We start from the raw sequence: 23668 nt of genomic DNA on the forward strand, positions 1-23668 counted from the left end.
CCCGGCAGGCGCCACACCGGAGGTATAACCCTTATGGAGTGGTCAGTTGACGAGCCGAGGGAAGGCGACGGGTGCGATACCGGGTGCTGGGAGCGCTTGAGCTGCGCGACGGCGAGGGCTGGACCTCCCTGGGGCCCGCCAAGTGGCGGACCCTGCTCGCGGTGCTGCTGTGCCACGCCAACCAGACCGTCTCCACCGAGCGGCTCCTGGACGAGCTCTGGGGCGAGGACCGGGCACCCCAGAGCGCCACCAAGCTGCTGCAGACCTATGTCTCCCGGCTCCGCCAGACCCTGGGCGACGAGGCCGGGCGGGCCCTGATCACCGAGAAGCAGGGCTACAAGGCGCAGGGCTACCGACTGGCGGTGGAGGCCGCCGAGTTCGACGCCCACCGCTTCGAGCAGCTGGTCGAGGAGGGGCGGCGGAGCCTCGACCGGGAGGCGCCCGAGACCGCGGCGGAGCGGCTGCGCGAGGCGCTGGCCATGTGGCGCGGCGCCCCGTTCGCCGATGTGCCCCCGACCCCGGCGGTGGCGGCGGAGGCCACCCGGCTCGAGGAGTGCCGGCTGCAGGCCGTGGACGCCCGGATCGACGCGGACCTGCGGTGCGGGCGGCATACGGCCGTCCTGGGCGAGCTGGAGGCGCTGACCGCCGAGCATCCCTTCCGTGAGGAGCTGCGCGGCCGGCTGATGCTGGCCCTGTACCGGTCCGGCCGGCAGGCCGACGCCCTGGCCGCCTACCGGGATCTGCACCGGCTGCTGAGCGAGGAGCTCGGGGTCGAGCCGACCCCGCCCCTGCGCGGCCTCCACGAGCGGATCCTGAACGCCGACGCCTCCCTGATGGCGCCGCCCGCCCCGGAGGCGGACCGCCCCGCCCCCGCCGCTCCCCGCAAGACCCCCCGGGGCCCCCGCCAACTGCCGCCCGCCAGCCCCACGTTCACCGGCCGCCATGGCGAGGTCGCGGTGATCCAGGCGCTGATGGACGCGGCCGGGGACCCGGGCGAGGGCGGGCGGTCGGTGGTGCTCGCGGCCATCGACGGCACCGGCGGGGTCGGCAAGTCGACCCTGGCCATTCACGCCGCGCACCAGCTCGCCGACCGCTTCCCCGACGGCCAGCTCTATGTGGATCTGTACGGGGCGACCGCCGGGCAGTCGGCCCTGGACCCCGGCGAGGTGCTCGGCCGGTTCCTGCGCGCCCTCGGCGTGGACGGCTCGAGCGTGCCGGGCGACACCGACGAGGCGTCCGCGCAGTTCCGTTCGCTGGCGGCGGGTCGGCGGCTGCTGGTGATCCTCGACAACGCGGCGAGTGTGGACCAGGTGCGGCCGCTGATTCCCGCCGGGCCGGGCTGCGCCGCGCTGGTCACCAGCCGCGAGATGCTGACCACCCTGGAGGGCGCCACCCATCTGCATCTGGATGTGCTCCCCCAGGACCAGGCGGTGGCGCTGCTGGAGCGGGTCGTCGGCGCGGAGCGGGTGCGGGCGGAGCCCGCGGAGGCGGAGGAGATCACCCGGCTGTGCGGCGGGCTGCCGTTGGCGCTGCGGATCGCCGGTGCCCGGCTGGCCGCCCGCCCCGCGTGGCCGCTGCGCACCCTCGTGGCCAAGCTGACCGACGCCCGCGGCCGGCTGGACGAGCTGCGATTCGGCGATCTGGCCGTCCGTATCAGCTTCCAGGTGAGCTACGAGGCGTTCCGGCTCGGCCGGCGCTCCGACGACCTGGACGCGGTCCGCGCCTTCCGGCTGCTGAGCGTGGTGCACGGGCCCGATGTGAGCCTGCCGGTGGCGGCCGCGCTGCTGGACCTGCCCGCCGACCGCACCGAGAACGCGCTGGAGCGGCTGGTCGACGCCCAGCTCCTGGAGAGCCGCGACTCCGTCCGCTACCACATGCACGATCTGCTGCGGCTGTTCGCGTCGGAGCAGGCCGAGCAGGAGGAGCCCGAGGCGGAGCGCTCGGCGGCGCTGGAGCGGGCCCTGTCCTGCTATGCGGCCACCGCCCAGCAGGCGGTCGCCCTGCTCGACCCGCTCCGCCCCTGGCCCCGGCATCCGGGTGAGGGCCCGGCGGTCCCGCTGACCGGCCAGGACGAGGCCGAGAGCTGGCTGAAGACCGAGCTCCCCAATCTGCTGTCCGCCGTCGCCCACGCGGCCGAGCCCGCCCAGCCCGAGGCCATCGCCCGCCTCGGGCTGCGGCTGGCGCGGGCGCTCCAGTGGTTTCTCTTCCCCCGGGCCCACGCCCAGGATTTGCAGACGGTCAACGAGCTGGCCATCGAGACCGCCCGCCGCCTGGGCGACCCGGAGAGCGAGGCTTGGGCGCTGGACGGTCTCTCCGCCGCGTACTGGCTGCAGCACAGCTACGACGAGGTGCGGACCGCGCTGGAGTCGGCGCTGGAGATCTGGCGCGAACTGGGTCACCGGGAGGGGGAGTTGCGCTCCGCCTGTAATCTCGCGGACGCGCTGTGCGAACTGGGCCTGTTCGAGGAGGCCATCACGGTGCAGGAGCGGCAGCTGACGCTCGCCCGGGAGGCCGGGGATCTGCCGGCCGAGGTGATCGGCCTGGGCAATCTCGGCCGCGCCCACCGCGGCATGGGCCGTCCCGAGGACGCCCTGACCTGTTTCAAGGAGAGCCTGGAGTACGCCCGCCGCACGGGCAACATCCACCATGAGGGCTTCGCGCTCTACGAGATCGGGATCACTTATATGGAACAGGGCAGGTTCGTCGAGGGCCGGTCCCATATGGACCAGGCCCTGCCCGTGTGGCAGCGCCCCGGTACCTACGAGAGCTGGCGCGGGCACACCTGGAGCGGGCTCTTCCCCGCCTGTATGACCCTCCAGATCGGCCCCGGACCGCGCTGAACCCGGCCCGCGCCGAACAGATCGGCCCCGGCCCGCGCTGAGGCGGGATCCGGGGCGGACGTCGGCACCGGGGGTACGACGTCGTACACCGCGGGGGCGGGGTCACGGCTTGCGGGCCACCCCGCCGTAGGCCCACACCCGGCTCGGGTCGGACTCGGCCCCGATGCCCGGGCGCCAGGAGGGCAGTTGCACCAGGCCCGGGGCGAGCAGGTCGAGGCCGGTGAAGAACTCCATGATCCCGGCACGGTCGCGGGCGACCAGGCTGACGGCGTCCCCGAAGCTGATGACCTCCCATTCCCGGTCGGTGTCGAGGGTGAAGTCACCGGTGGCGTGGGAGAGGACCAGACAGCTGCCCGGTGCGGCCCAGTCCATGAACCGGCGGACGATGCCGACGGGGTTCTCCATGTCCTCGATGTAGTCGAGGACGAGCGTCAGCAGGATGGCGACCGGCTGCGCGGGGTCGAGCAGCCGCCGCAGCTCCTCATGGCCCAGGAGGTCGTCGGGCGAGCGGACATCGGCCCTGACCATGGTGGTGCCGGAGACGGAGAGACGGGCCTGGCCGTGGCTGGCCACGATGGGGTCGTTGTCGGCGTAGACCACACGGGCCCGGGGATTCACGGCCTGGGCGATTTCGTGCACATTCGGATTCGCTGGCAATCCCGCACCGATATCCAGGAATTGGCTGATTCCACTGGCGGCGAGATGACGGACGGCACGGTGCAGGAATCTCCGATTGGAGAGCGCGGTATCGCGGACTTCGGGTGCGACTCCGAGAAATCGCTGGGCCTGCTCGTAATCGGCGAGGTAATTGTCCTTACCGCCGACCAGATAGTTGTAGACCCTGGCCGGATTCGCCTCGCTGACCGCGAGACGGCCGTGGTCGGCCGGCCGCCACGCCCTTGTCCTGAGGAGCCCTATCCCGGGTCCGCTGCTCTTCATCGTGATTCCCTTACCCATAGCACTGCCTCGCCTCACCGCGGACGGTTCCGGATCACTGCGGATGCGGAGCCGCGCCCGGACGCCAGGTGACCGTCTCACTGGGCCCCGGTTCGGCCCAGGCGACCGGATCCCGCGCCCATAGGTGGAAGGGCAGCCCGACATCGGCGGACACCCGGCTGAGCTGCCCCCACGAGTACGCGCCGGAGTGGGTCGCGGTGGCCTGGAGCGCCGCTTCCAGACAGGTGCGAGCGGTGTGTTCGGCCCGGCAGGTGCCGCTCGGGCCGGACCCCTCCACCCCGCCGCAGAGCTGGAAGGTGCTCCAGGCGTAGAGGGGTTCGTCCTCGGTGCGAGGCTGATGCTGCTGGTCGACGTTCACAGGCCCTCTCCAGACGCGTCCCTGCCGGGCGGCTGTAGCGATGCGCCCAGCATGCACCAGGGCGGACCAGCGGCGGTATACCGGCGGTAAAGCGACGGCCGCGGCGGCTCGACCGGGTCCGCCCCGGTCCAGATCCCCGCCGCGGCCGCACCGCGTTCCGCATGGGAAAGGCCCTGGTCACACACGATGTGGCAGCAAGGCGTGAGCCCAAGGCCGCCCGGTCAGCCGGCGAGCCAGGCCAGGACCTCCCGGTTGATCCGCTCGGGCGCCTCCAGGTGGAGGAAGTGCCCCGTGCCCTCGACCAGTTCCATGCGCGAGCCCGCCGGGAGGTGGTCCTCGGCCCCCTTGACGACATCGGCGCCGATGCAGCCGTCGTCTGTGCCATGCAGATAGAGGATGGGGGTCTCCCCGGTGGCCGTGACGGCCTCCTGCTCCGCCGCGTACGCCGCCACATGACGCGACGGGTCGAACAGGGCCCGGTAGTAGCCGATCGCGGCGGCGAGATGGGCCGGGTCCCGCAGGCTCTCCTTGACGTGCGCGATGTCCTCGGCGGCGTCCTCGTAGCCGGGCGACCAGTCGCGCCACAGGCCGTCGATCAGGGCCATGTCGTGCGCCGCCGCACCGGCCTCGGCCAGCGGCGTCTGGAACAGGAAGATGTAGAAGGAGCGCTTGAACTGGCCGTAGTCGTAGTTGAAGAAGTCGGCCAGCACCCCGCCCAGCGGGGGCACCGACATCGTGACCGCGCGCCGCCAGCGCTCGGGGGCGCTGCCGGTGGCGCCGTACGCGGCGATGGCGCCCCAGTCGTGGCCGATGAGCACGGCGTCACCGTCGCCGCCGAATGCCTCATGGAGCGCGTTGGCGTCGGCGGCGATCGCACCCGCCTGGTAGGCGCCGTCGGCCGGTATACCGGAGGGCGCGTAGCCCCTCAGAAAGGGCGCGACGGCGTGGTAGCCCGCGTCCGCGAGCGCGGGAAGCAGATGACGCCAGGAGTGCGCGGTGTCCGGGAAGCCGTGCAAGCAGAGCGCCAATGGGGCGTCGGCCGGGCCCGCTTCGAAATACCCGAAATCAAGTCCATTTGCGTTGATGTTCTTCAGCTCTGTCACGCCCGAGGATGCTAATGCACCGTCAGGATGCCGTCCACGTATGGCCGGAACGGGCTGCGCGCCGGGCCGGAGAAGTGGCAGACTGCGCTATACCGTCCGGAAATTCGATGACGCACCTGAAGTGTTTTCGCCGGCCGAGCCCCAGGGAGGCCCGATGACCAGCCCGAGCAGCCCCGTCGCGGACCACCGCGACGCCATGATGCATCGCGGATTCCTCTATCGCGACGAGGACGAAGTCGTCGACGTCTGCGTCCCCTTCCTCCGCGAGGGCCTGGAGGCGGACGACGCCGTGGCCGTCGTCGCCGCCTCCTCCAACCTCGACGCGCTGCGGGACGCGCTCGGGCAGGACGCCAAGGCGGTGCAGTTCGAGGAGGCGCTCAGCTGGTACCAGCACCCGGTCAAGACCATCGCCGCCTACGACTCCTTCGTGAAGGCCGAGAAGCCGCGCCGGGTCCGGGTGATCGCCGAACCGGTGTGGCAGGGCCGCACCCCGCTCGAGGTCGTGGAGTGGGCGCGCTACGAGTCGATCGTCAACGCGGCCTTCGCCCACTCCGGCGCCCGCGCGATCTGCTGTTACGACCGGCGCCTGCTGCACCCCGAGATCCTCGCGTACGCGCGCCAGACCCACCCCGAGATCATCGACGGCCACGGGCCGGAGCGCAGCGACGCCTACACCGACCCCGGCCCGTTCAGCGCCACCTGCGACCGGCGTCCCCTGCCGCCCGCCCCGCGCATGGCCGAATCGGTGTCGATCGTCTCGACCGATCTGCACGCCGTGCGCACCTTCGTCGCCGAGCGGGCGAGCCGGCACGGCATGGGCCATGACGCGCTGCGCAACATGGTCGCGGCCGTGAGCGAGGTGTCCACCACCGCGATCCGGCACGGCGAGGCCCCGGCGCGGCTGAGCACCTGGGTCCATGACGGCGATCTGGTCTGCGACATCTCCGGGCCCGGCCATTGGTACCCGGACGCGCTGTGGGGCTTCACCCCGCCGGCCGGCACCGAGCCCGGATTCGGGCTGTGGGGCGTGCGCATGCTGTGCGACGTCGTACAGATGCAGGCCGACGCGGACGGCACCCTCATCCGGCTGCGCACCCGCATCTGACGTCGCGTCGCCCGCGGACGCACACGGACGGGCCGTGGGGCGGATGGGAAGGTCGCCCACCCGCCGCCCGCCGGCGCTCCCGCGCCCGTCCCCGGCCCCGCGCCACGGCGCCTGACCTGGCGGGCGCCGGCGGCCACTCCGGTGCCGGATGCGGCCGGGGCGGAGCGGAGCGACACTGGCGGTGAGTGCAACAGCCGTGATGCGGAGTGTGCGTATGGATGGGCTGCCATCCGCCTGGGAGAGCACGCGATGAACACGCCCCACAGGCGCCGGGGCGCCCAGGGCACCCCAAGGGTGCGGGACCTCCCCACCCGCATCGACGCCACCGGCACCCGGCGTGAGACGGACGCCCTGGGGACCGTCGAGGTCCCCGCCGACCGCTACTGGGGCGCCCAGACCCAGCGCGCCCTGGTCCACTTCGCGATCGGTGACGACCGTATGCCCAAGGCGGTCTACCACGCCTACGGCTATGTCAAGAAGGCCGCCGCGCTGGTCAACGGCCGGGAGGGACGGCTGGCGGGGTGGCAGGCCGATCTGATCGCGCATGTGGCCGACGAGGTGATCTCCGGTGCGCTGGACGACCACTTCCCGCTGTATGTGTGGCAGGCCGGCTCCGGCACCCAGACCAATGTGAACGTCAACGAGGTCATCAGCAATCGCGCGATCCAGCTGGTCGGCGGCGTCCTCGGCAGCAAGGATCCGGTACACCCGGACGACCACGTCAATCTGGGCCAGTCCACCAACGACACCTTCCCCACGGCCATGCACATCGCCGCCGTGCGCATCCTGCACGACCCCCTGCTGCCGCAGGTCAGCCTGCTCCAGGAGGCTATCGCCGCCAAGTCCCGCGCGTGGTACGACGTCGTCAAGACCGGCCGCACCCATCTTCAGGACGCGCTCCCCCTGTCCGTGGGGCAGGAGTGGTCCGGCTACGCCGCCCAGCTCTCCGACGCGCTGGAGCGGCTGCGCGCCACCCTGCCGGATCTGTACCAGGTCGCCATCGGCGGCACCGCGGTCGGCACCGGGCTGGGCGCCCCCGAGGGGTTCGGACCGGCGGTGGCCCGGGAGATCGCGGGGGCCACCGGGCATCCGTTCAAGGTGGCGTCCAACTCCTTCGCGGCCCAGAGCGGTGTGGACACCATGGTGGCCGCCTCCGCCGGGCTGCGGGGCCTCGCCGTCCCCCTGATGAAGATCGCCGACGATCTCCGCTGGCTCGCCTCCGGCCCTCGCGGCGGAATCGGGGAGCTCACCCTGCCCGCCAACGAGCCCGGCAGCTCCAGCATGCCCGGCAAGGTCAACCCGACCCAGTGCGAGGCCATGATGATGGTGTGCACCCAGGTGCTCTCCGACGACAGCGCCGTCGCACACGCGGGTACCCGGGGCAACTTCCAGCTCAACGCGGCGCGGCCGCTGGTCATCAGCGACTTCCTGCACTCCGCCCGCATCCTCGCCGACGCCTGCGAGAAGCTGCGCGAGTACTGCGTCGAGGGCATCGAGCTGAACCGCGAGCGGATCGACGAGCATCTCGCCCGCTCGCTGATGCTGGTCACCGCGCTGTCCCCGGAAATCGGCCACGACAAGGCCGGCGAGATCGCCCACAAGGCCGCCGCCGAGGGGACGACCCTGCGCGAGGCGGCCATCGCCAGCGGCCATATCAGCGCCGAGGACTTCGACCGCATCGTGGACCCCCGGAAGATGGCCCGCCTTCGCGACGGCTGACCTCATCGGCGTATGCCGTGCTCGGCCAGCGGCCCCACCTCCAGACCCGCGGCCCGGCACTCCGCCACCACCATGGGCAGCGCGGCCAGTGTGGCGCGCCAGCAGCCCGTGGCCGCGGCGCGGTCGGTGTCGTGGAGCAGAACGGTGGCACCGCCGCACAGATCGCGCCGTATGACGGCGAACACCGATCGCGCGGTGGCGCCCGCGGACCAGTCGCGTCCCCAGGCCGACCAGAGCACGGGGGTGAGCCCGGCCCATGCCGCCGCCAGCCAGCGGCCGCCGGTGAGGATGCCGTACGGCGGCCGGTACCACAGCGGTACCTCGCCGGTGGCCAGCCGTATCGCGCGGGCGGCACGGGCGACCTCCGTGACGTCCCGGGACACCGTGGGCAGCCAGGGGCGGCTGTGGGTCCAGCCGTGGACGGCCAGCTCATGGCCCCGGCGGACGATCTCCAGCGTGGTGTGCGGGAAGCGCGTCACCCCGTCCCCCAGGACGAAGAAGGTGGCCCGGACACCCAGCTCGTCCAGCACCCGGAGGAAGCGCGGTGTGGTGCGCGGATCGGGTCCGTCGTCGAAGGTGAGGGCCACATGGTCGCAGCGTCCCCGGCCCGCCAGGGCGGGGAAGAGGGCGCGCCGGGGCCCGGGCAGCCAGGTGCCGGCCGGGGCGATATGCGCGGCCGCCGCCAGTAGCGCCGCGTTGCGCACCAGGACACCGGAGCGGTGGCGGGCGCTCATGGTGTTCCCTCACCGCCGTCCGGGCTCCTCCGCCCTCCGGGGAGCGGTGTCCCGGCCTGCCGCGGTGGCTCGGGGACGGCCTGGTCCCAGCCGCCGCACATGGCGGGCGAGCGGGTCAGCCCCACGATGCCGGCCGCCATCAGCAGGATGCCGGCCACCTCGGGCACGATGCGCAGCCCCAGCTCGATGCGCTCGCCGAACAGCACCCAGCCCAGCGCGATGCTGACCAGGGCGTCGCCGAGGGTGAGCGCGGGCTGCGAGGCGGCCAGGGTGCCCGCGCGCAGGGTGCTCTGCAGCAGCAGGAAGCTCAGCAGCCCTACGACGCACACCGCGTACAGCGGCCAGTCGGTGAAGGCCGCCACCACTCCACCGGCGAACCGCCCGGTCAACTCCTTGATCAGCGCCGCCGTGCAGGCGAAACAGGCGGCGGTGGCGCTTCCGAGGGCGACGGCGCGCGCGGGCCCGCGCAGCGCACGGGCCACCGCGATCAGGGCGCCCACGGCGAGGGCCACCACCACGCCCACGGGCAGCCACTCGCCGTTCTGCGCCGTGGTCTCGCCATGGGAGGGATCGGCCGCCACCAGGAAGAGCGCGAGCCCGGCGGCGAGCATCACGAACGACCGCCAGGTCCGGCCGTCCGGGCGGTGTCGGAAGACCAGACTGCCGACCACCAGGGTGAACAGCAGCTCGCTGACCAACAGCGGCTGAACCACGGAGAGCCGGCCGACCGCCAGCGCGCCTACCTGCGCCGCCGCCGACACCATCATCGCGGCCAGCCCGGCCAGCCAGTACCGGCGGCGCAGCAGACGCGCCAGCCGCAGCAGGTTCCGCTTCGGACCCGGGGCGCCCCGTTCCTCCCGGACCTGGTCCATCGCGGCCCGCCGCTGCAGTACCGAGGCCATGCCGTTGCCCAGGGCGGACAGCAGGGCCAGCAACACCGCCACGACGCTCACCGGGGGTCACCCAAAGCGTGAGGCCAACCGGTGATACAGGCCGGGGGCCACGGCGCGGGCCACCGCGGGCAGCCGCATCCAGGCCGGTGCGTACACCTCGTCCCGCCCGCGCTCGACGGCGTCCCAGACCGCGTCGGCGACCCGCTCGGGCGGCAGCGGACGGGGCAGCCGACGGGCGTACGGGGCGCCGCGCCGGGCGAAGAACGGGGTGTCCACCACACCGGGGACCACATGGGTGACACGCACCCCGGCCCGGCCCAGCTCGTAGCGCAGGGCGTCGGCGAAGACGCCGAGCGCCGCCTTGGCCGCGGAGTACACCGCCTCGCCGCGCACCCCGACGGTCCCGGCCACCGAGCCGATCAGCACGATGTGTCCCCGCCGCTCGGCCTCCATCCGGGGGACGACCATGCGCACCAGGCGCATCGCGGCGAGCAGATCGACGCGGACCACCTGGTCGATGGCGGCGGGCGGCATGGTGGCGAAGGGGCCGGCCCAGCCCACGCCCGCCCCCGCGACCAGCAGATCCACCCGTCCGGCGGCACGGAGGGCGTCCTGGACGAGCGCCTCCGGGCCCTCCGGCGCTGCCAGGTCGACGGGGAAGGCGAGGGCCGATGTCCTGGCGGCCACGCGGTCGAGCCGTTCCCGGTGGCGGCCGCTGACCAGCAGCCGCCAGCCGCCCTCGGCCGCGATCCGGTCGGCGATGGCGGCGCCGATGCCCGAGGAGGCACCGGTCACCAGCGCGACCCTGGTCCCGGTGGTGTCGGCGTACCCGGTGTCCCGCACGTGGCCGCGATCGAGGGGTGCGTCCGGGAGGGGGCGGATCATGGCATCTCCCTGTCTCGCCGCCGACCGGCCGCTGGCCCTGGGTCACCGGCCGTCGAGCGCGCGGTTTGACGGCGTGCGGAGCGGATACCTCCAGTGAGCCATGAGGAGCCGCGCCTCGCACCATCGGAGGTGGTCATGCACCAGCCGTCGGCACGTTTTCTCGTTGTGAGCGCCGGGATGGGGGCCGGACACGACGCGGTCGCCGCCGAGCTGGTACGCAGGCTGGAGGACCTGGGCCAGGGGGCCGGCCGGGTGGATGTGCTGGAGTTGCTGCCGCGTGGGATCGGAGCGGGGCTGCGTTCGTTCTATCGGACGACCATCCGCCGTGCCCCGCTCGTGTACGAGGGCATCTACCAGGCGTTCTTCCGCCCCGGCAGGGGCCCCCGGCCGGGCAGTGCCCCGCTGGCCGCGCTGGCCGAGGACCGGCTGCTGGCCCTGGTGGAGCGGGAGCGGCCGGACGTGGTCGTCCCGGTGTTCCATCTGGCCGCGCAGCTGACCGGCAGGCTCCGGGCGCGCGGCGCCCTGGGGGTGCCCAGCGCGGTCGTGGTGACCGATTTCGCGGTGCACCGCCAGTGGCTGCACCCGGGCAACGATCTGCATCTGTGTGTCACCCCGGAGGCCGCGGACACGGTACGCCGGGCGCTGGGCCGTCCTTCGGTGGCCACCGGACCCGTGGTGGCGTCGCGCTTCTTCGCCCCGGCGCCGGGGGCGGCCCGGTGGCGGCGGCACTTGTGTGCGCTCGCGCCCGGGAGGCCGCCGGTGCTGCTGTCCGTGGGGGCGTGGGGCGCCGGGACACGGGTGGTGGACACGGCGCGGCTGGTGTCCGGGGCGGGGTATCTGCCGGTGGTGCTGTGCGGCCGGGACGAACGGCTGCGCGTCGAGCTGTCGCGCCAACCGGATGTGGCGGCCTTCGGCTGGGAGCGGGACATGCCCGGTCTGCTGGCCGCAGTGCGGGCCATGGTGGACAACGCGGCCGGTCAGACCGCGCTGGAGGCGCTGGCCACCGGGGTGCCCGTGATCGGCTATCGCCCCATCCCGGGCCATGGCCGCGAGGGGGTGCGGCGGATGGCCGCGCTGGGGCTCTCGGACCATGCGCGGGACTCGTGGGAGCTGGTGCGGCTGCTCGATGCGCTCACCGAGCCCTCCGCGTGGCGGGAGCGCCGTATCGCGGCGGGCCGCCGGCTGTTCGCCGACGACGCCGCCGTCCGGCTGACCGGGGTGGTCGCGCGGACGGCGGCGTCGGGCTGAGCGCTTCGAAGGCTCTGCCCACCAGGAGCTCTGTCCTTCGGGGGCTCCAACCTCCGTGGATTTGACGGGGTGTCCGGCGGACCTTTCCCCTCCTCGCCCCTTCCCGATACCAGGGGCTCCGCCCCTGGACCCCGGGGCCTGAGGCCTGAGGCCTGGGGCCTGGGGCCTGGGGCCTGGGGCCTGGGGCCTGGGGCAGAGCCCCGCCACGCGGCGGAGCCGCAATTCGATGCCGCGAGAAGGGACGGGGAGGGGAGCAGCCCGCCGCAGGCGTCAGGATCCGCGGAGACCCCCTAGCCCGCCTTCTTGACGAACTCGGTGGTGTAGGTCTTCTTCAGGTCCACCGTGGCGTTCTTCAGGTTGGGGTTGAACGCCTTGAGGACGCGCTCGACCGTCGCAGGGCCGTCCGCCGGCATCACCCCGTCCTTGGTGAACATCGGCAGGGTGCTCTTGATGGCCTCCACGTAGAGCTTCGCACCGCCCTGCGCGTAGTCGCTCGGCATCTTGGCGGCGATGTCCTCGGCCGAGTGGGTGGACATCCACTTCAGGGTCTTCACGAAGGCGTTGGCCAGCTTCTGCACCGTGTCCTTGTGGCCGTTCACCCAGTCGGTGTTCATGTAGAGCGAGGAGGAGGGGTACAGACCGCCGAGCGCCTGCTTGGATCCCTCGGGCGTGCGCATGTCGATCAGGACCTTGCCGATTTTCTGGTCCACGATCTGGGCGACCGTGGGATCGGTCGTCATACCGCCCTGGATGGAGCCCTGCTTGAGGGCCGAGATGAAGGTCTGGCCCGCGCCGACCGCCACCGGGGTGAACTCGCTGGTCTTCACTCCGCTGTCGACCGCGAGGTACTTGGTCAGGAAGTCCGTGGAGGAGCCCAGACCGGTGACACCGAGCTTCTTGCCCTTGAAGTCCTTGGGGGATGCCATCTCGTCCGCCGCCTTGTTGGAGACCACCTCGACCTCACCGGGGGCCTGGGCGAGCTGGACGACGGACTCCACCTGCTTGCCCTTGACCTGCAGATCGAGGGTGTGGTCGTAGAAGCCGACGACACCCTGGACATCGCCCGCGATCAGCGAGGTGGTGGCCTGCACCCCGGCCGGCTCGGTGAGCAGCTGGACCTTGAGGCCCTCCGCCTTGAAGTAGCCGAGCCGCTGGGTGAGCATCGCGGGCATGTAGATGACCTTGTCCAGGCCACCCACCATGATCTTGACATTGCCGTTCTCGCCGCCGGAGGCGCTGGAGTCACCGCCGCAGGCGGTGAGGGTGGTCAGAGCGAGCGCCGCGGCGACCGCGGCCGCGGAGAACTTGGCACAGCTGCGCATGGGTCACGTCCTTGTGAGCGGTGATGAGCGGGGAGGAAGAAGGCGGGGGCTCAGCGGTCTTCGCCGGGCTGGGCGGGCTTCCAGCGGAAGAGCCGCTTCTCCAGGAAGGTCAGCAGCCCCTCGGCGAGCAGGGCCACCACGGCGAGGATCACCATCGCGGCGTACACACCGGCGGCGTTGAAGGTGCCCTGCGAGGAGGACACCAGCAGGCCGAGCCCCTTGGTGGCGCCGATGTACTCGCCGACGATGGCGCCGATGAGGGCGAAGCCGAAGCTGACATGGAGGCTGGTGAAGATCCACGAGGTGGCGGAGGGGATCACCACCTGGAGGGTGACCTGGCGGTTGCTCGCGCCGAGGATCCGGGAGTTGGCCACCAGGTTGCGGTCGACCTCCCGGGCGCCCTGGAAGGCGTTGAAGAAGACGGGGAAGAAGACCAGGACGACGGCCGAGGCGACCTTCGAGGCCGGGCCGAGGCCGAACCAGATCAGGAAGATGGGCGCGAGGACGATGCGCGGCAGCGCGTTGAGCACCTTGATGTACGGACCGAGCACATCGGCGAGGAAGGCGATCCGGCCGAACGCGATCCCCAGGACCACACCGGCGACGACGCCGATGCCCCAGCCCAGGAGCGCCTCGTAGAGCGTGTACCAGATCTGCTCCCACAGCGAACCCTGCGCGGTGCCGTGCAGCGCCCACTGCTTGAGCTGGGCCCAGATCTTGGAGGGCATCGAGAAGTTGAACGGGTCGATGACGGCGGCCCGGGCCAGCCATTCCCACAGCCCGATGACGCCGAGGAGCACCAGGGCGCGGCTGGTCTGGACGAGGATCGCGCGGTTGCGGGCGGCGCGTGCCCGGGCCTTGGAGCGCGTACCGGGTGTCTTGTCGAGGGCGGGGACGGCCGTGGCGGACAGGGTCTCAGGCATCGACGGCACCCCTCTCACGGGTGATGCGGACCTCTTCGCCGAGCGAGGACCAGATCTCCCGGTAGATCTCCACGAACCGCGGCTCCAGCCGCACCGACTCGACCTTGCGGGGCCGGGGCAGATCGATCTCGAAGACCTCCTTGACGGTGGCCGGTCCGGCCGTCATCACGACGACCTTGTCGGCCAGGGCGATGGACTCCTCCAGGTCGTGGGTGACGAAGACGACGCAGGCGCCGGTCCCCGCCCACAGCTCCAGCAGTTCGTCCGACATCAGCGCGCGGGTCTGCACATCGAGCGCCGAGAACGGCTCGTCCATGAGCAGGATCTCGGGGTCGTTGACGAAGGTCGACGCGAGCGCCACGCGCTTGCGCTGACCGCCCGAGAGCTGATGTGGATAGCGGTCCTCGAAGGAGGAGAGGCCGACCCGGGCCAGCCATTCGCGGGCCCGCTCCTTCGCCTCCGGCTTGGGCACACCGCGAAACCGCGGGCCGGCCATCACATTCGACAGCACACTGCGCCAGGGGAACACCGCGTCCTGCTGGAAGACGAAGCCGACGTTGGAGGCGATGCCGCGGACCGGCTCACCGGCCACCAGCACCTCGCCCTCGGTGGGCTCCTCCAACCCGCTGACCAGCGTCAGTGTCGTGGACTTTCCGCAACCGGTGGGCCCGACGACGGCGACGAACTCACCGTGCCCGACGGTCAGGTCGAGATCCCTGACCGCGGTGTGGAGGGCCCCGGACGGTGTCCGGAACGCCTTGCTCGTTCCCCGCAGCTCGATGGCGGGGCTGGTGTGGCTGCTCATGGCCGGGAGGCTAGAAGTGACCCGGGCCACAGCGGCAGTCTTCTGGGCACAACCCGCCGTTGCGCTCACAAACCGCGTTCTGCTCGTTTTGCTCGCGCCCTGGCAACGAAAAGGCCACGGAGACTGGGCATACGCCCCGGGCGCCTTTACGGTGCGTTCACAGCACCATAAACGGACGAAGTACTACCGCTCGCACACGGGACCACATGGGACCACACAGGATGAGCGAGGCGGGAGACAGGGGGCCCATCATGCGCATCCGATGGCCCCGGCGTGTCTCCGGCCAGGTGCTCGCCGCGCAGCTGTTCATCACCGCCGGGGTGATGGTGCTGGCGACCGCGCTGTTCCTGGCCCCGCTCAGCTCCGAGATCGACGACCAGGCGATGCACCAGGCGCTCGCCATCGCCCAGACCACCGCGGCCGATCCGGACATCGCGCGGGACCTCACCGCCACCGATCCCACCCCCTCGGGTCCGGTGCAGCGGGCGGCCGAACGGATCCGCCGGGCCACCGGGGCGCTGTACATCGTGGTGATGGACTCCCGGGGGGTGCGCTGGTCGCACACCACCACCGCCCGGATCGGGCAACACGTCTCCACCGATCCGGGCGAGGCGCTCTCGGGGCGGGAGGTCCTGCAGATCGACGTGGGCACGCTCGGCCGCTCGGCCCGCGCCAAGGTGCCGCTGCGCTCGGGGGACGGACGGCTCGTCGGGGCGGTATCGGTGGGCATCGGCTACGGCAGCGTGCGCGACCAGCTGCTGGCGGCGGTGCCCCGGCTGCTGCTGTACGCGGGGGCGGCGCTCGGGGTGGGCGTCCTGGCGGCGATCGCCGTCTCGCGCCAACTGCGCCGCCGTACGCACGGTGTCGCGTTCGCCGACATCTCGGCGCTGCTGGACGAGCGGGAGGCGATGCTGCACGGCATCCGCGAAGGCGTGGTGGCCTTCGACCGGCACGGCCGGATCCGCCTGATCAACGACGAGGCCGGGCGGCTGCTCGGGATCCGCCCGGACGCCACCGGGCGCACGCTGGAGGAGTCACTGCCACCGGGCCGTACCACCGATGTGCTGGCGGGGCGGGTGGACGGGGCGGATCTGCTGACGGTCAGCGGCGCCCGGGTGCTGGTGGCCAACCGCATGCCGACCGAGGACGGCGGGGCGGTGGCCACCCTGCGCGACCGCACCGAGCTGGAGTTGCTGGGCCGCGAGCTGGACAGCACCCGCGGGCTGCTGGACGCGCTGCGCGCCCAGGACCACGAACACGCCAACCGGCTGCACACCCTGCTGGGGCTGCTGGAGCTGGGACTGCACGAGCGCGCGGCACAGTTCGTGGCCGAGCTCACCAATGCCCGGCGTGCCTCGGCCGAGCAGATCTCCGAACGAGTGCACGATCCGCTGCTGTCGGCGCTGCTGGTCGGCAAGTCGGCCATCGTGGCCGAGCGCGGAGTGGCCCTGCGCATCTCGTCCGCGACCCTGCTGCCCGGGCGGGTGGTCGACCCGCGCGATCTGGTGACCGTGCTCGGCAACCTCATAGACAACGCGCTGGACGCGGTGGCCGCACACCCCTCCCCCGCCCCGTTCATCGAGGTCGAGTTGAGGGCCGAGGGCACCACCGCCGTGCTGCGGGTGAGCGACACCGGCCCGGGGGTGCCACCGGGGATGCGCGAACAGATCTTCACCGAGGGCTGGTCCACCAAGCGGCCCGCCCGCACCGGCTCCCCGGACGCCGGACCCGATGGCCACGCGGAGTTCGCCACGGTGTCGCCGCGCGGCCGGGGCATCGGACTGGCCCTGGTACGGCGGCTGGCCGAGCGATACGGGGGCATGGCCCGGGTCACCGCCCGGGCGGGTGGCGGGGCGGTGTTCACCGTCGTCCTGCCCGAGGCCCTCACCGGGGACGACACACCCACTCATGAGTTCACCGCAGCAGGAGAGTCACGATGATTGACGTTCTTGTCGTGGACGACGACTTCCACGTCGCCGAGATCAACGCCGCGTATGTGGCCCAGGTGCCGGGCTACCGGGTCACCGCCCGCGCCCATACCGCCGCCCAGGCCCTCGCGACCCTCGAACGCACCCCGGTCGACCTCGTCCTGCTCGACCACTATCTGCCGGACGAGACCGGGCTGACCCTGGTGCGGCGGATGCGCCAGCTCGGCCACCACGCCGACGTCATCATGGTGACGGCCGCCTGTGATGTGGCCACCGTCCAGGCCGCCATGCGCCATGGCGCACTGCAGTACCTGGTCAAGCCGTTCAGCTTCGCCGGACTGCGGGCCAAGCTGGACGGCTACGCGGGGCTGCGCCGCACCCTCGAGGGCGTCGGCGGGCGCGGCGAGACCGGCCAGGAGAGGGTGGACCGGATCTTCGGCGCCTTCGCAGCCGCCGACACTTCCGGCCCCGCCCTCCCCAAAGGCCACTCCGCGCCCACCGTCGACCTCATACGGCGGGTCCTGGACCAGGCCGACCAGCCGCTCTCCGCCCACGAAGTGGCGGAGCGCACCGGTATCAGCCGCTCCACGGCCCAGCGCTATCTGAAGTACCTCGAACATGCGGGCCGCATCAGCCTCACCCTCAAGTACGGGGACACCGGCCGTCCCGAACACCGCTACACATGGGTGGCGGTGAACTGACGGCATCCTCAGCTGGTGGCCGAGGCCTCGTACAGGCCACGGCCGGAACGCTGGGCCCGGTCCGAGGAGCGCAGCCGCTCGAGGGTGTTGCGCACCGAGTTCACATTGGTGCGGGTCTCGTCGCGGCCCAGGGCATTGTTGACCTCGGAGGCCCGCATGGGACGGCCGGCCTTGCGCAGCGCGGCCAGCACGCTGTCGGCGAGCCCTGTGGAGCGCTCGGAGGTGGTGGCCGTCTCCTTGGTGGCCTTCTCCGCCGGCTTCTCGGCGGCCTTGGTGGCCTTGGCGGGCTTCGCGGCCTTCGCGGTGGCCTTGGTGGTGGCCTTGGTAGTGGCCTTCACCGCGGCCTTGGTGGCCTTGGGAGCCTTCGCCGCGGCCTTCGCGGCGGTCTTCTTGGCGGCGGCGGTCTTCTTGCCCGCCGTCTTGGTGGCCCGTCCGGTGGCGGGCGCCTTGGCCGCCTTGCCCCTGCTGCGCTGACGGCCGATGGCCGCCTTGCGCGTGGCGGCGGAGGTACGGCCGGTGGATCCCGTGTCCTCGGCGGACTCCGGCCCGGTCCCGGCCGTGGCCTCGGTGGCCGGCTCCGCGGCCGGCTCGGCCGGGGTGGCCTCGGCCACGGGCTTCGCCACCGCCACCGGGGCGCCGTCCACGACCTGCTCCGAAGCCGTGGCGATGGAGAGCGTCTGCAGGCTGCTCAGGGCAGTGCTGACCGCCTCCAGCCGCTTGGTGACGGCCTCCAAATCACCCTTGAGTGCCTCCTGTTGCTTCTGCAGTTGGGGGAGTTCGGCCTCCAGTACCTCAATGGTCGAACCCACACTGCTGTCCGCGCTCAACGCGTTCACTTCACTTCGTCCCCTTTCTGGGCGTCTGCGCCCATCGCAGCTGTGATTATGCCTGCTGTTCAGACGGTGCGGTGCCCTGTGTGCCACTGCGCAAAACAACCACACGTGTCTCAGCACCCCTTGAGAAGCCAACTTTCGGTGAAAACACACGCCAGTCACACCGCGACCGCACGGCCGATGTCATCCGGAAGGGTGGCGCCGCAAACGCGGTGACGACTTGTCAGGCCCCGGTTTTCGGGGTGGCTTCACACGGGTGGTAGAAACACCGTACCCGTCCGAGGAAACAGAGGTAGTCCCATGAAGCTGCGCTGCGCCGTGCTCGACGACTACCAGGACGTGGCGCTGTCGGCGGCCGATTGGTCCGGTGTGCTCGACGCGGTGGACGTGGTGCCGCTCCATGAGCACATCGCCGGTGAGGACGCGGTGGCCGAGGCGATCGGGGACTGCGAGATCGTGGTCATCATGCGGGAGCGCACGCCCTTCCCCGCATCGCTGTTCGCGCGGCTGCCACGGTTGAAGCTGCTGGTGACCACGGGGATGCGCAACGCGTCGGTCGACCTGGAGGCCGCCGCCCGCCACGGCGTCACCGTGTGCGGCACGGGCGGCGGCTCGCAACCGACCACCGAGCTCACCTGGGCGCTGATCCTGGGGCTCGCCCGCCATGTGGTGCCGGAGAGCACGGCGCTGCGGGACGGCGGGCCGTGGCAGAGCACCGTCGGCACCGATCTGCACGGCCGCCGTCTGGGGTTGCTGGGGCTGGGACGGATCGGCACCCAGGTGGCGCGAGTCGGCCGGGCCTTCGGCATGGAGGTGGCCGCCTGGAGCGAGAATCTCACGGCCGAGCGCGCGGAGGCGGAGGAGGTGCGGCCGGCCGGCTCCAAGGAGGAGCTGCTGGAGACCAGCGACATCGTCTCGGTGCATCTGGTGCTCAGCGACCGCACCCGGGGGCTGCTGGGCGCGGCGGAGCTGCGGCGGATGCGTCCCACGGCGTTTCTGGTGAACACCTCCCGCGCGGCGATCGTGGACCAGGCGGCGCTCGTGGAGGCGCTGCGGGACGGCTGGATCGCGGGCGCGGGGGTCGATGTGTTCGAACGGGAGCCGCTGCCGCCGGGCGATCCGTTCCGTACCCTGCCGAATCTGTTGGCCACCCCGCACCTCGGCTATGTCACCCGGGGCAACTACGAGCGGTTCTACGGCGATGTGGTGGAGGACATCCGCGCCTATCTGGACGGGGCGCCGATCCGCCGGCTGAGCCCGCCCGCCTGACCGCCCCCGAGCGGCCTCCTACGGCTCCGGCGCCCGCGAGGTGGCGGCCGCAACACCGGGCAACGGCGGGGAGCGGTGGCCGGGCCAGGGCGAGATTCGACCGCGAGGGGCATCAAGAGGTCCCATTCCAGGGCGCGTTGGGCCCATCGAGGGCCCGGCCGCCCCGTTCGAACATCCCGCACCCAGCCACCGGTCGTCTTCCCGGGCTGAAAGCGACGCATGCCCTCCGCCCGGTGGACACTATTCCGTTTCGCCTTCGTCATACCGGACAGGCTGCCTGGCACGGACAACCCATCGGCCCGCACAACAGACCGGTGCCCGGTCCACCGACCCGGCACCGCGGACGGAGGGAACGTGACTCACAGCGCACCGCGAATGACGGCAGCCGACAGGGCATCGGCGGGGCAGGACGCCCTGCGGCACGGCGACGGCGGCGGAGGATCGGGGACACCGCCACCGACCCGGCGCGGCCTGCTCTCGGTGGCCGCGGCGGCCGGGATCGGCCTGCTCGCCGGCTGCGGCGAGGAGTCGGCCGGTTCGCCCTCCGGAGCGGGCCCGCAAGGCTCCGGCAAGGCGGAGCGCTCCCCGTCCGCCACTCCGTCCAAGAGTTCCCCCTCCCCCACCCCGAAGCCGCCGCCGGAGCTGCCCCGGGGCGGACGGGATCTGTCCCGCTACCGCCTGGTGGGCTACTGCGGACTGCCCGGGGCCGCCGCGCTCGGCCGGCTCGGCATCGGGGACCTCGACGACCAGGTGCGCCAGATCGAGAAGACCGCCCGCGCCTACGCGGCGGACCGCGAACCGCAGCCGGTGCTCGAACTCCTCGCGACCGTCGCCAACAGCAGCGCGGGCCCCGACGGCACCTACCGCTCACGCACCTCCCCCGACACGATCCGCCGCTTCCACGACGCGGCCAAGCGCCATCGCGCCCTGCTGCTGCTGAACATCCAGCCGGGCCGGGCATCGGTCCTCGGCGAGGTCAAGGCGTTGCGCGAATGGCTGGTCCATCCCGATGTCGGCATAGCCCTGGACCCTGAGTGGGAGATGGGTCCGGGCGAGGTGCCGGGGGACACCTACGGCCACACCAGCGGCAAGGAGCTCACCGATGTGGCCCGCTATCTCTCCGGGATCGTCGCCGAACACGATCTGCCGCAGAAGCCGCTCGTCTTCCACCAGGTGGCCGTGTCCGTCGTCAGCGAACAGTCCGCGCTGCGCCCGCAGCCCGGCGTGGTGGTCATCAAGAGCGCGGACGGCATCGGATCGCCGGGGATGAAGCGGGACACCTGGCGGCAGTTGGTCAGGGGCCAGCCCGAGGGCGTGCGCACCGGCTTCAAGCTCTTCTACGAGGAGGACGCCGAGGGGAGCCGGCTGATGACCCCGGAAGAGGTGCTGGCCCTGCGGCCGCGCCCGGATTACGTCATGTTCGAGTGAGAGCGGCGGCGCGCGCCACCGACGCGGCCGCCCCCGGCCGGAAGGCGGCCGGGGGCGGCTGGGAGAGTCGAGCTCAGGGGCGTGGCGCCGTCTGCACGGTGAGTGGTTCATGGCTGCTGACGTCGCCGGAGCCGCGGCGGGTGAAGCGCATGGCGATACAGGCGCCCGCGTACAGCACCGCCACGACCAGCAGCAGCGCCTGATAGCCCGTGAGCAGGGCGAGATACTCCAGGGTGCCGCCGAACAGGGAGCCCAGCAGGTTGGCGCCGAAGGCCGCCGTGGGGTCGGAGGCCGCCGCCAGCCGGTCGGAGAAGATGAGGTTGGCGCAGAAGATGGGGGCGAAGGCCAGCGCGATCGCGGCGGCCAGTCGAGGGGCGAAGGGCAGTCCCAGCACCAGATGGGACGGGATCAGCCAGGCGATCGCGAGGCTGGCGAAGAGCATCAGTTGCAGCACGAGCTGATTGACCCGGCGCAGCCTGCGCCGCACCTCCACCGCGCACAGCACGGCGACCAGCACCCCCGCGAAGACCATGGCGTTGACCAGCCAGGTGGTGCCGAAGTAGAGGGCGAAGCCGATCACGTTCTTGGTCTCCAGCAGCATGAACGCCGCACCGAGCAGGAACATGTCCACATAGCGGGCGGTACGCCGCAGCCGGACCCCGGTCAGCCGTACCGACGCCAAAGTCACCAGCAGGATCGCTCCCAGGACCCCGATGTAGAGGGTGGGGATGGTGCGGTGCAGCAGATACGGGAACGGATGGTCGTCACTGGCGGCCGAGGGCACCGGGCCCGAGGGGCGCCAGGCGGAGGCGGTGCAGGACTGGTCGCTGGAGGTGACACCGGCCACCAGGATGGCCGCCTTCTTGCCTCCGTAGTGAGTGATGCAGGGGGCGTGTCCGAAGACGGAGGTGAGCGTGGAGCCGAACCGGTCGATGAGCCAGTTCTGCCGGTAGTAGTTGTACATGGCGAACGCGCCGCCGGGCGCCAGGTGGCGGTGTGCCGCCTCGAATGCCTGCCGGGTGAACAGATAGCTCTCCAGGCGCAGGTTGCTCGCGCCCGACACCAGGGTCAGGGAGTCGGGCAGGGCGAGGACGACCAGGTCGTAGCGGGTCTTGGTGCGTTCGAGGAAGGCCCGGCCGTCGTTGATGTGCACGTGCACCCGGGGGTTGGCGTAGGGCCGGGCCGGATGCAGTGACGCACCGATCTCCTGCAGCCGGGGGTCGATCTCCACCGCGTCCACCCGCTGGGCGCCGTTGGCCAGCGCCATCGCCACGTCGTTGCCGTTGCCGGCGCCGATGACCAGCACCCGGCGGTGGGAGTTCCTCGGGGTTTCACGGTAGGGCTGCTCGTACGGGGAGCCCGGGCGTCCGAGCACCTTCAGCGGGGCGATGGACTGGTGCGGTACGCCATTGGCGGAGATCTTGTAGTCCCGGCTGCCGGTGGTCGGTCTGGTCACCTCGATCTTGTAGTACGGGGACCAGGAGATGCCGCTGGCCGCCGTCTCCAGCGCCAGGACGGCCACCATCAAGGCGAGCGGGACCGCATACCGGATGCTGTTGCGGCGGCCGCCGAGGGTCAGCAAGGCCGCGGCGGCGAGCACGCCCCACACCACCGACGGTGCGCGCAGCCAGGACAGCAGCGCGAAGGACACCGAACCGGTGAGCGAGCCCAGCAGGTCGTAGCGGTACGCCTCCAGCGAGGGCAGCTGACGGAACTGATCGGCCGTCATCTTCCCGATCGCCATCATGATCAGCGCGGTCAGCCCGAAGAGCACCGGCAGGGTCACCCACTGGGGCAGACCGGTGGTCTTCACGGCGGTGAAGTAGATGACCTCGCCGCTGGTCTGCCGCACCTGCACGGGGAACTCGCGCACCAAGACGACGAGAACGGCGAGCGGGATGGGCGCCCAGCGGGTGAGCCACTGCCCACGCCCGGCGGGCATGAGGAATCCCAGGCCGATCCCGAGGAACGAGCCCAAGAGGATGAAGTTCGAGAAATAGCTCAGATGGACGATATTGGCGCCGGTCCACCGGATCAGCGCGAGCTCGACGAAGAGCATGGTGGCGCTGGCCAGCAGCAGCCTCGCGCGCACGTTTTGCGGTCCTGGGCTGTGCTCCATGCCGGCCACGCTGTCATCCGGGACGGGGCAGGTCGAGCACCCACACGGCCCGTGCCGTCGGCCGGATGGCGGGCGTCCGGAGCATCGGGAAGCGGCCCCGGCCACTCGCTCTCCATCCGCGCGACGCCTCACCTCCCCTCCCCTGCCGAGGCCATTCGCGCAGGTCAGCCACGCGGCATGGGGTGCGGTGCACCGGCCGCGCGGCGTGTGGTGGCCATGCCGCGGCACGCGGCACGGGCCCGCTGCCCGGGTCACCGCCGTACTGCGTTCGGGTCATGGCCCGACCGGTGTCCGTCACCTGCCCGGGCCAACGCCGGACGCCCGCGCGGAGGAGGCGGAGCCCGAGTCGGTGTTCGTGTCCTTCGCGGACCGAGCACGCTGCTGCCCGGCGAACGGCGCGGCACACGGACCTGCGCCGAGGCCGGTGCCCTGGTGGAGACGGTCGTACGCACCACGCCGGGCACCGGCCCCGAACGGCTGGACGGGGATCCGGGCAGG

Annotated in this window: 19 protein-coding genes; 8 read left to right on the plus strand and 11 right to left on the minus strand. The window is 71.9% G+C overall.

The features are described 5' to 3' along the window. Positions 1 to 71: 71 nt before the first annotated feature. Positions 72 to 2840: a BTAD domain-containing putative transcriptional regulator gene (locus ACFYOY_RS29540; protein ID WP_351885364.1), complete on the plus strand. Its 2769-nt coding sequence runs from the start codon at positions 72 to 74 to the stop codon at positions 2838 to 2840. A gap of 102 nt (positions 2841 to 2942) precedes the next feature. Here the strand turns inward: ACFYOY_RS29540 and ACFYOY_RS29545 are convergent, their stop codons facing one another. From ACFYOY_RS29545 to ACFYOY_RS29555, 3 genes are all read right to left on the minus strand, one after another. After that, positions 2943 to 3779: an SAM-dependent methyltransferase gene (locus ACFYOY_RS29545; protein WP_351885361.1), complete on the minus strand. Its 837-nt coding sequence runs from the start codon at positions 3777 to 3779 to the stop codon at positions 2943 to 2945. Between the two features lie 52 nt (positions 3780 to 3831). Next, positions 3832 to 4155 carry a hypothetical protein gene (locus ACFYOY_RS29550; RefSeq protein ID WP_351885358.1) on the minus strand — a complete coding sequence of 108 codons (324 nt, stop codon included), beginning with the start codon at positions 4153 to 4155 and terminating at the stop codon, positions 3832 to 3834. Positions 4156 to 4376: 221 nt separating this feature from the next. Next, complete coding sequence (locus tag ACFYOY_RS29555; RefSeq protein WP_351885356.1) at positions 4377 to 5258, minus strand: alpha/beta hydrolase; 882 nt, start codon at positions 5256 to 5258, stop codon at positions 4377 to 4379. A 154-nt stretch (positions 5259 to 5412) separates the two neighbouring features. Here ACFYOY_RS29555 and ACFYOY_RS29560 point away from each other — a divergent pair, with 154 nt between their 5' ends. Continuing rightward, complete coding sequence (locus ACFYOY_RS29560) at positions 5413 to 6363, plus strand: anti-sigma factor RsbA family regulatory protein (protein ID WP_388590569.1); 951 nt, start codon at positions 5413 to 5415, stop codon at positions 6361 to 6363. A 249-nt stretch (positions 6364 to 6612) separates the two neighbouring features. Continuing rightward, the gene (locus ACFYOY_RS29565; RefSeq protein WP_351885350.1) at positions 6613 to 8082 is read left to right on the plus strand and encodes a class II fumarate hydratase; all 1470 of its coding nucleotides are present in this window, start codon (positions 6613 to 6615) and stop codon (positions 8080 to 8082) included. A 2-nt stretch (positions 8083 to 8084) separates the two neighbouring features. On the opposite strand, the gene ACFYOY_RS29570 is transcribed toward ACFYOY_RS29565, so the two are convergent. From ACFYOY_RS29570 to ACFYOY_RS29580, 3 genes are read right to left on the minus strand one after another with little or no spacing between them, the layout of a single operon-like run. Beyond that, the gene (locus ACFYOY_RS29570; RefSeq protein ID WP_351885347.1) at positions 8085 to 8816 is read right to left on the minus strand and encodes a polysaccharide deacetylase family protein; all 732 of its coding nucleotides are present in this window, start codon (positions 8814 to 8816) and stop codon (positions 8085 to 8087) included. Then, positions 8813 to 9769, minus strand: coding sequence for a DMT family transporter (locus tag ACFYOY_RS29575; RefSeq protein ID WP_351885344.1), 957 nt, complete (start codon positions 9767 to 9769; stop codon positions 8813 to 8815). The genes ACFYOY_RS29570 and ACFYOY_RS29575 overlap by 4 nt, the downstream gene beginning before the upstream one ends. Before the next feature lie 6 nt (positions 9770 to 9775). Next, entirely contained in the window at positions 9776 to 10594 is an 819-nt protein-coding gene (locus tag ACFYOY_RS29580; protein WP_351885341.1) for an SDR family NAD(P)-dependent oxidoreductase, read from the minus strand. 135 nt (positions 10595 to 10729) lie between these two features. Between ACFYOY_RS29580 and ACFYOY_RS29585 the strand changes: the two genes are divergently transcribed. Next, positions 10730 to 11842 (plus strand): galactosyldiacylglycerol synthase, encoded by a 1113-nt coding sequence (locus ACFYOY_RS29585; protein WP_388590572.1) that lies wholly within the window; start codon positions 10730 to 10732, stop codon positions 11840 to 11842. A gap of 290 nt (positions 11843 to 12132) precedes the next feature. Here the strand turns inward: ACFYOY_RS29585 and ACFYOY_RS29590 are convergent, their stop codons facing one another. Genes ACFYOY_RS29590 through ACFYOY_RS29600 form a run of 3 tightly spaced genes read right to left on the minus strand, consistent with a single transcriptional unit; the run spans position 12133 to position 14892 of the window. Next, positions 12133 to 13164: an ABC transporter substrate-binding protein gene (locus ACFYOY_RS29590; protein ID WP_351885335.1), complete on the minus strand. Its 1032-nt coding sequence runs from the start codon at positions 13162 to 13164 to the stop codon at positions 12133 to 12135. 50 nt (positions 13165 to 13214) lie between these two features. Next, on the minus strand, positions 13215 to 14087 hold the full coding sequence (locus tag ACFYOY_RS29595; RefSeq protein WP_351885332.1) for an ABC transporter permease: 873 nt from the start codon (positions 14085 to 14087) through the stop codon (positions 13215 to 13217). Further along, complete coding sequence (locus ACFYOY_RS29600) at positions 14080 to 14892, minus strand: ABC transporter ATP-binding protein (RefSeq protein ID WP_059148246.1); 813 nt, start codon at positions 14890 to 14892, stop codon at positions 14080 to 14082. The genes ACFYOY_RS29595 and ACFYOY_RS29600 overlap by 8 nt, the downstream gene beginning before the upstream one ends. Positions 14893 to 15143: 251 nt before the next feature. Here ACFYOY_RS29600 and ACFYOY_RS29605 point away from each other — a divergent pair, with 251 nt between their 5' ends. Together ACFYOY_RS29605 and ACFYOY_RS29610 are read left to right on the plus strand one after the other, a co-directional pair. Beyond that, entirely contained in the window at positions 15144 to 16832 is a 1689-nt protein-coding gene (locus ACFYOY_RS29605; protein WP_351885328.1) for a sensor histidine kinase, read from the plus strand. Then, entirely contained in the window at positions 16829 to 17521 is a 693-nt protein-coding gene (locus ACFYOY_RS29610) for a response regulator (protein ID WP_014058093.1), read from the plus strand. The genes ACFYOY_RS29605 and ACFYOY_RS29610 overlap by 4 nt, the downstream gene beginning before the upstream one ends. Before the next feature lie 8 nt (positions 17522 to 17529). Here ACFYOY_RS29610 and ACFYOY_RS29615 read toward each other — a convergent pair whose 3' ends face one another. Further along, positions 17530 to 18357 (minus strand): prephenate dehydrogenase, encoded by an 828-nt coding sequence (locus tag ACFYOY_RS29615; protein ID WP_351885325.1) that lies wholly within the window; start codon positions 18355 to 18357, stop codon positions 17530 to 17532. Positions 18358 to 18654: 297 nt separating this feature from the next. Between ACFYOY_RS29615 and ACFYOY_RS29620 the strand changes: the two genes are divergently transcribed. Then, the gene (locus ACFYOY_RS29620; protein WP_351885322.1) at positions 18655 to 19623 is read left to right on the plus strand and encodes a D-2-hydroxyacid dehydrogenase family protein; all 969 of its coding nucleotides are present in this window, start codon (positions 18655 to 18657) and stop codon (positions 19621 to 19623) included. 375 nt (positions 19624 to 19998) lie between these two features. After that, positions 19999 to 21051 (plus strand): hypothetical protein, encoded by a 1053-nt coding sequence (locus tag ACFYOY_RS29625; protein ID WP_351885319.1) that lies wholly within the window; start codon positions 19999 to 20001, stop codon positions 21049 to 21051. A gap of 73 nt (positions 21052 to 21124) precedes the next feature. Here the strand turns inward: ACFYOY_RS29625 and ACFYOY_RS29630 are convergent, their stop codons facing one another. Beyond that, the gene (locus ACFYOY_RS29630) at positions 21125 to 23143 is read right to left on the minus strand and encodes a spermidine synthase (protein WP_388590577.1); all 2019 of its coding nucleotides are present in this window, start codon (positions 23141 to 23143) and stop codon (positions 21125 to 21127) included. Positions 23144 to 23668 lie beyond the last annotated feature (525 nt).

It is taken from the genome of Streptomyces sp. NPDC007875 (assembly GCF_042868035.1).
Classification (GTDB): domain Bacteria; phylum Actinomycetota; class Actinomycetes; order Streptomycetales; family Streptomycetaceae; genus Streptomyces; species Streptomyces antimycoticus.

What these genes read in the sequence shown, in the direction of transcription:
- ACFYOY_RS29570 (WP_351885347.1), bottom strand. Translation starts at nt 8,816, where the DNA reads ATGAGCGCCCGCCACCGCTCCGGTGTCCTGGTGCGCAACGCGGCGCTA.
- ACFYOY_RS29585 (WP_388590572.1), top strand. Translation starts at nt 10,730, where the DNA reads ATGCACCAGCCGTCGGCACGTTTTCTCGTTGTGAGCGCCGGGATGGGG.
- ACFYOY_RS29620 (WP_351885322.1), top strand. Translation starts at nt 18,655, where the DNA reads ATGAAGCTGCGCTGCGCCGTGCTCGACGACTACCAGGACGTGGCGCTG.
- ACFYOY_RS29580 (WP_351885341.1), bottom strand. Translation starts at nt 10,594, where the DNA reads ATGATCCGCCCCCTCCCGGACGCACCCCTCGATCGCGGCCACGTGCGG.
- ACFYOY_RS29595 (WP_351885332.1), bottom strand. Translation starts at nt 14,087, where the DNA reads ATGCCTGAGACCCTGTCCGCCACGGCCGTCCCCGCCCTCGACAAGACA.
- ACFYOY_RS29600 (WP_059148246.1), bottom strand. Translation starts at nt 14,892, where the DNA reads ATGAGCAGCCACACCAGCCCCGCCATCGAGCTGCGGGGAACGAGCAAG.
- ACFYOY_RS29560 (WP_388590569.1), top strand. Translation starts at nt 5,413, where the DNA reads ATGACCAGCCCGAGCAGCCCCGTCGCGGACCACCGCGACGCCATGATG.
- ACFYOY_RS29565 (WP_351885350.1), top strand. Translation starts at nt 6,613, where the DNA reads ATGAACACGCCCCACAGGCGCCGGGGCGCCCAGGGCACCCCAAGGGTG.
- ACFYOY_RS29590 (WP_351885335.1), bottom strand. Translation starts at nt 13,164, where the DNA reads ATGCGCAGCTGTGCCAAGTTCTCCGCGGCCGCGGTCGCCGCGGCGCTC.
- ACFYOY_RS29605 (WP_351885328.1), top strand. Translation starts at nt 15,144, where the DNA reads ATGCGCATCCGATGGCCCCGGCGTGTCTCCGGCCAGGTGCTCGCCGCG.
- ACFYOY_RS29610 (WP_014058093.1), top strand. Translation starts at nt 16,829, where the DNA reads ATGATTGACGTTCTTGTCGTGGACGACGACTTCCACGTCGCCGAGATC.
- ACFYOY_RS29545 (WP_351885361.1), bottom strand. Translation starts at nt 3,779, where the DNA reads ATGAAGAGCAGCGGACCCGGGATAGGGCTCCTCAGGACAAGGGCGTGG.
- ACFYOY_RS29625 (WP_351885319.1), top strand. Translation starts at nt 19,999, where the DNA reads ATGACGGCAGCCGACAGGGCATCGGCGGGGCAGGACGCCCTGCGGCAC.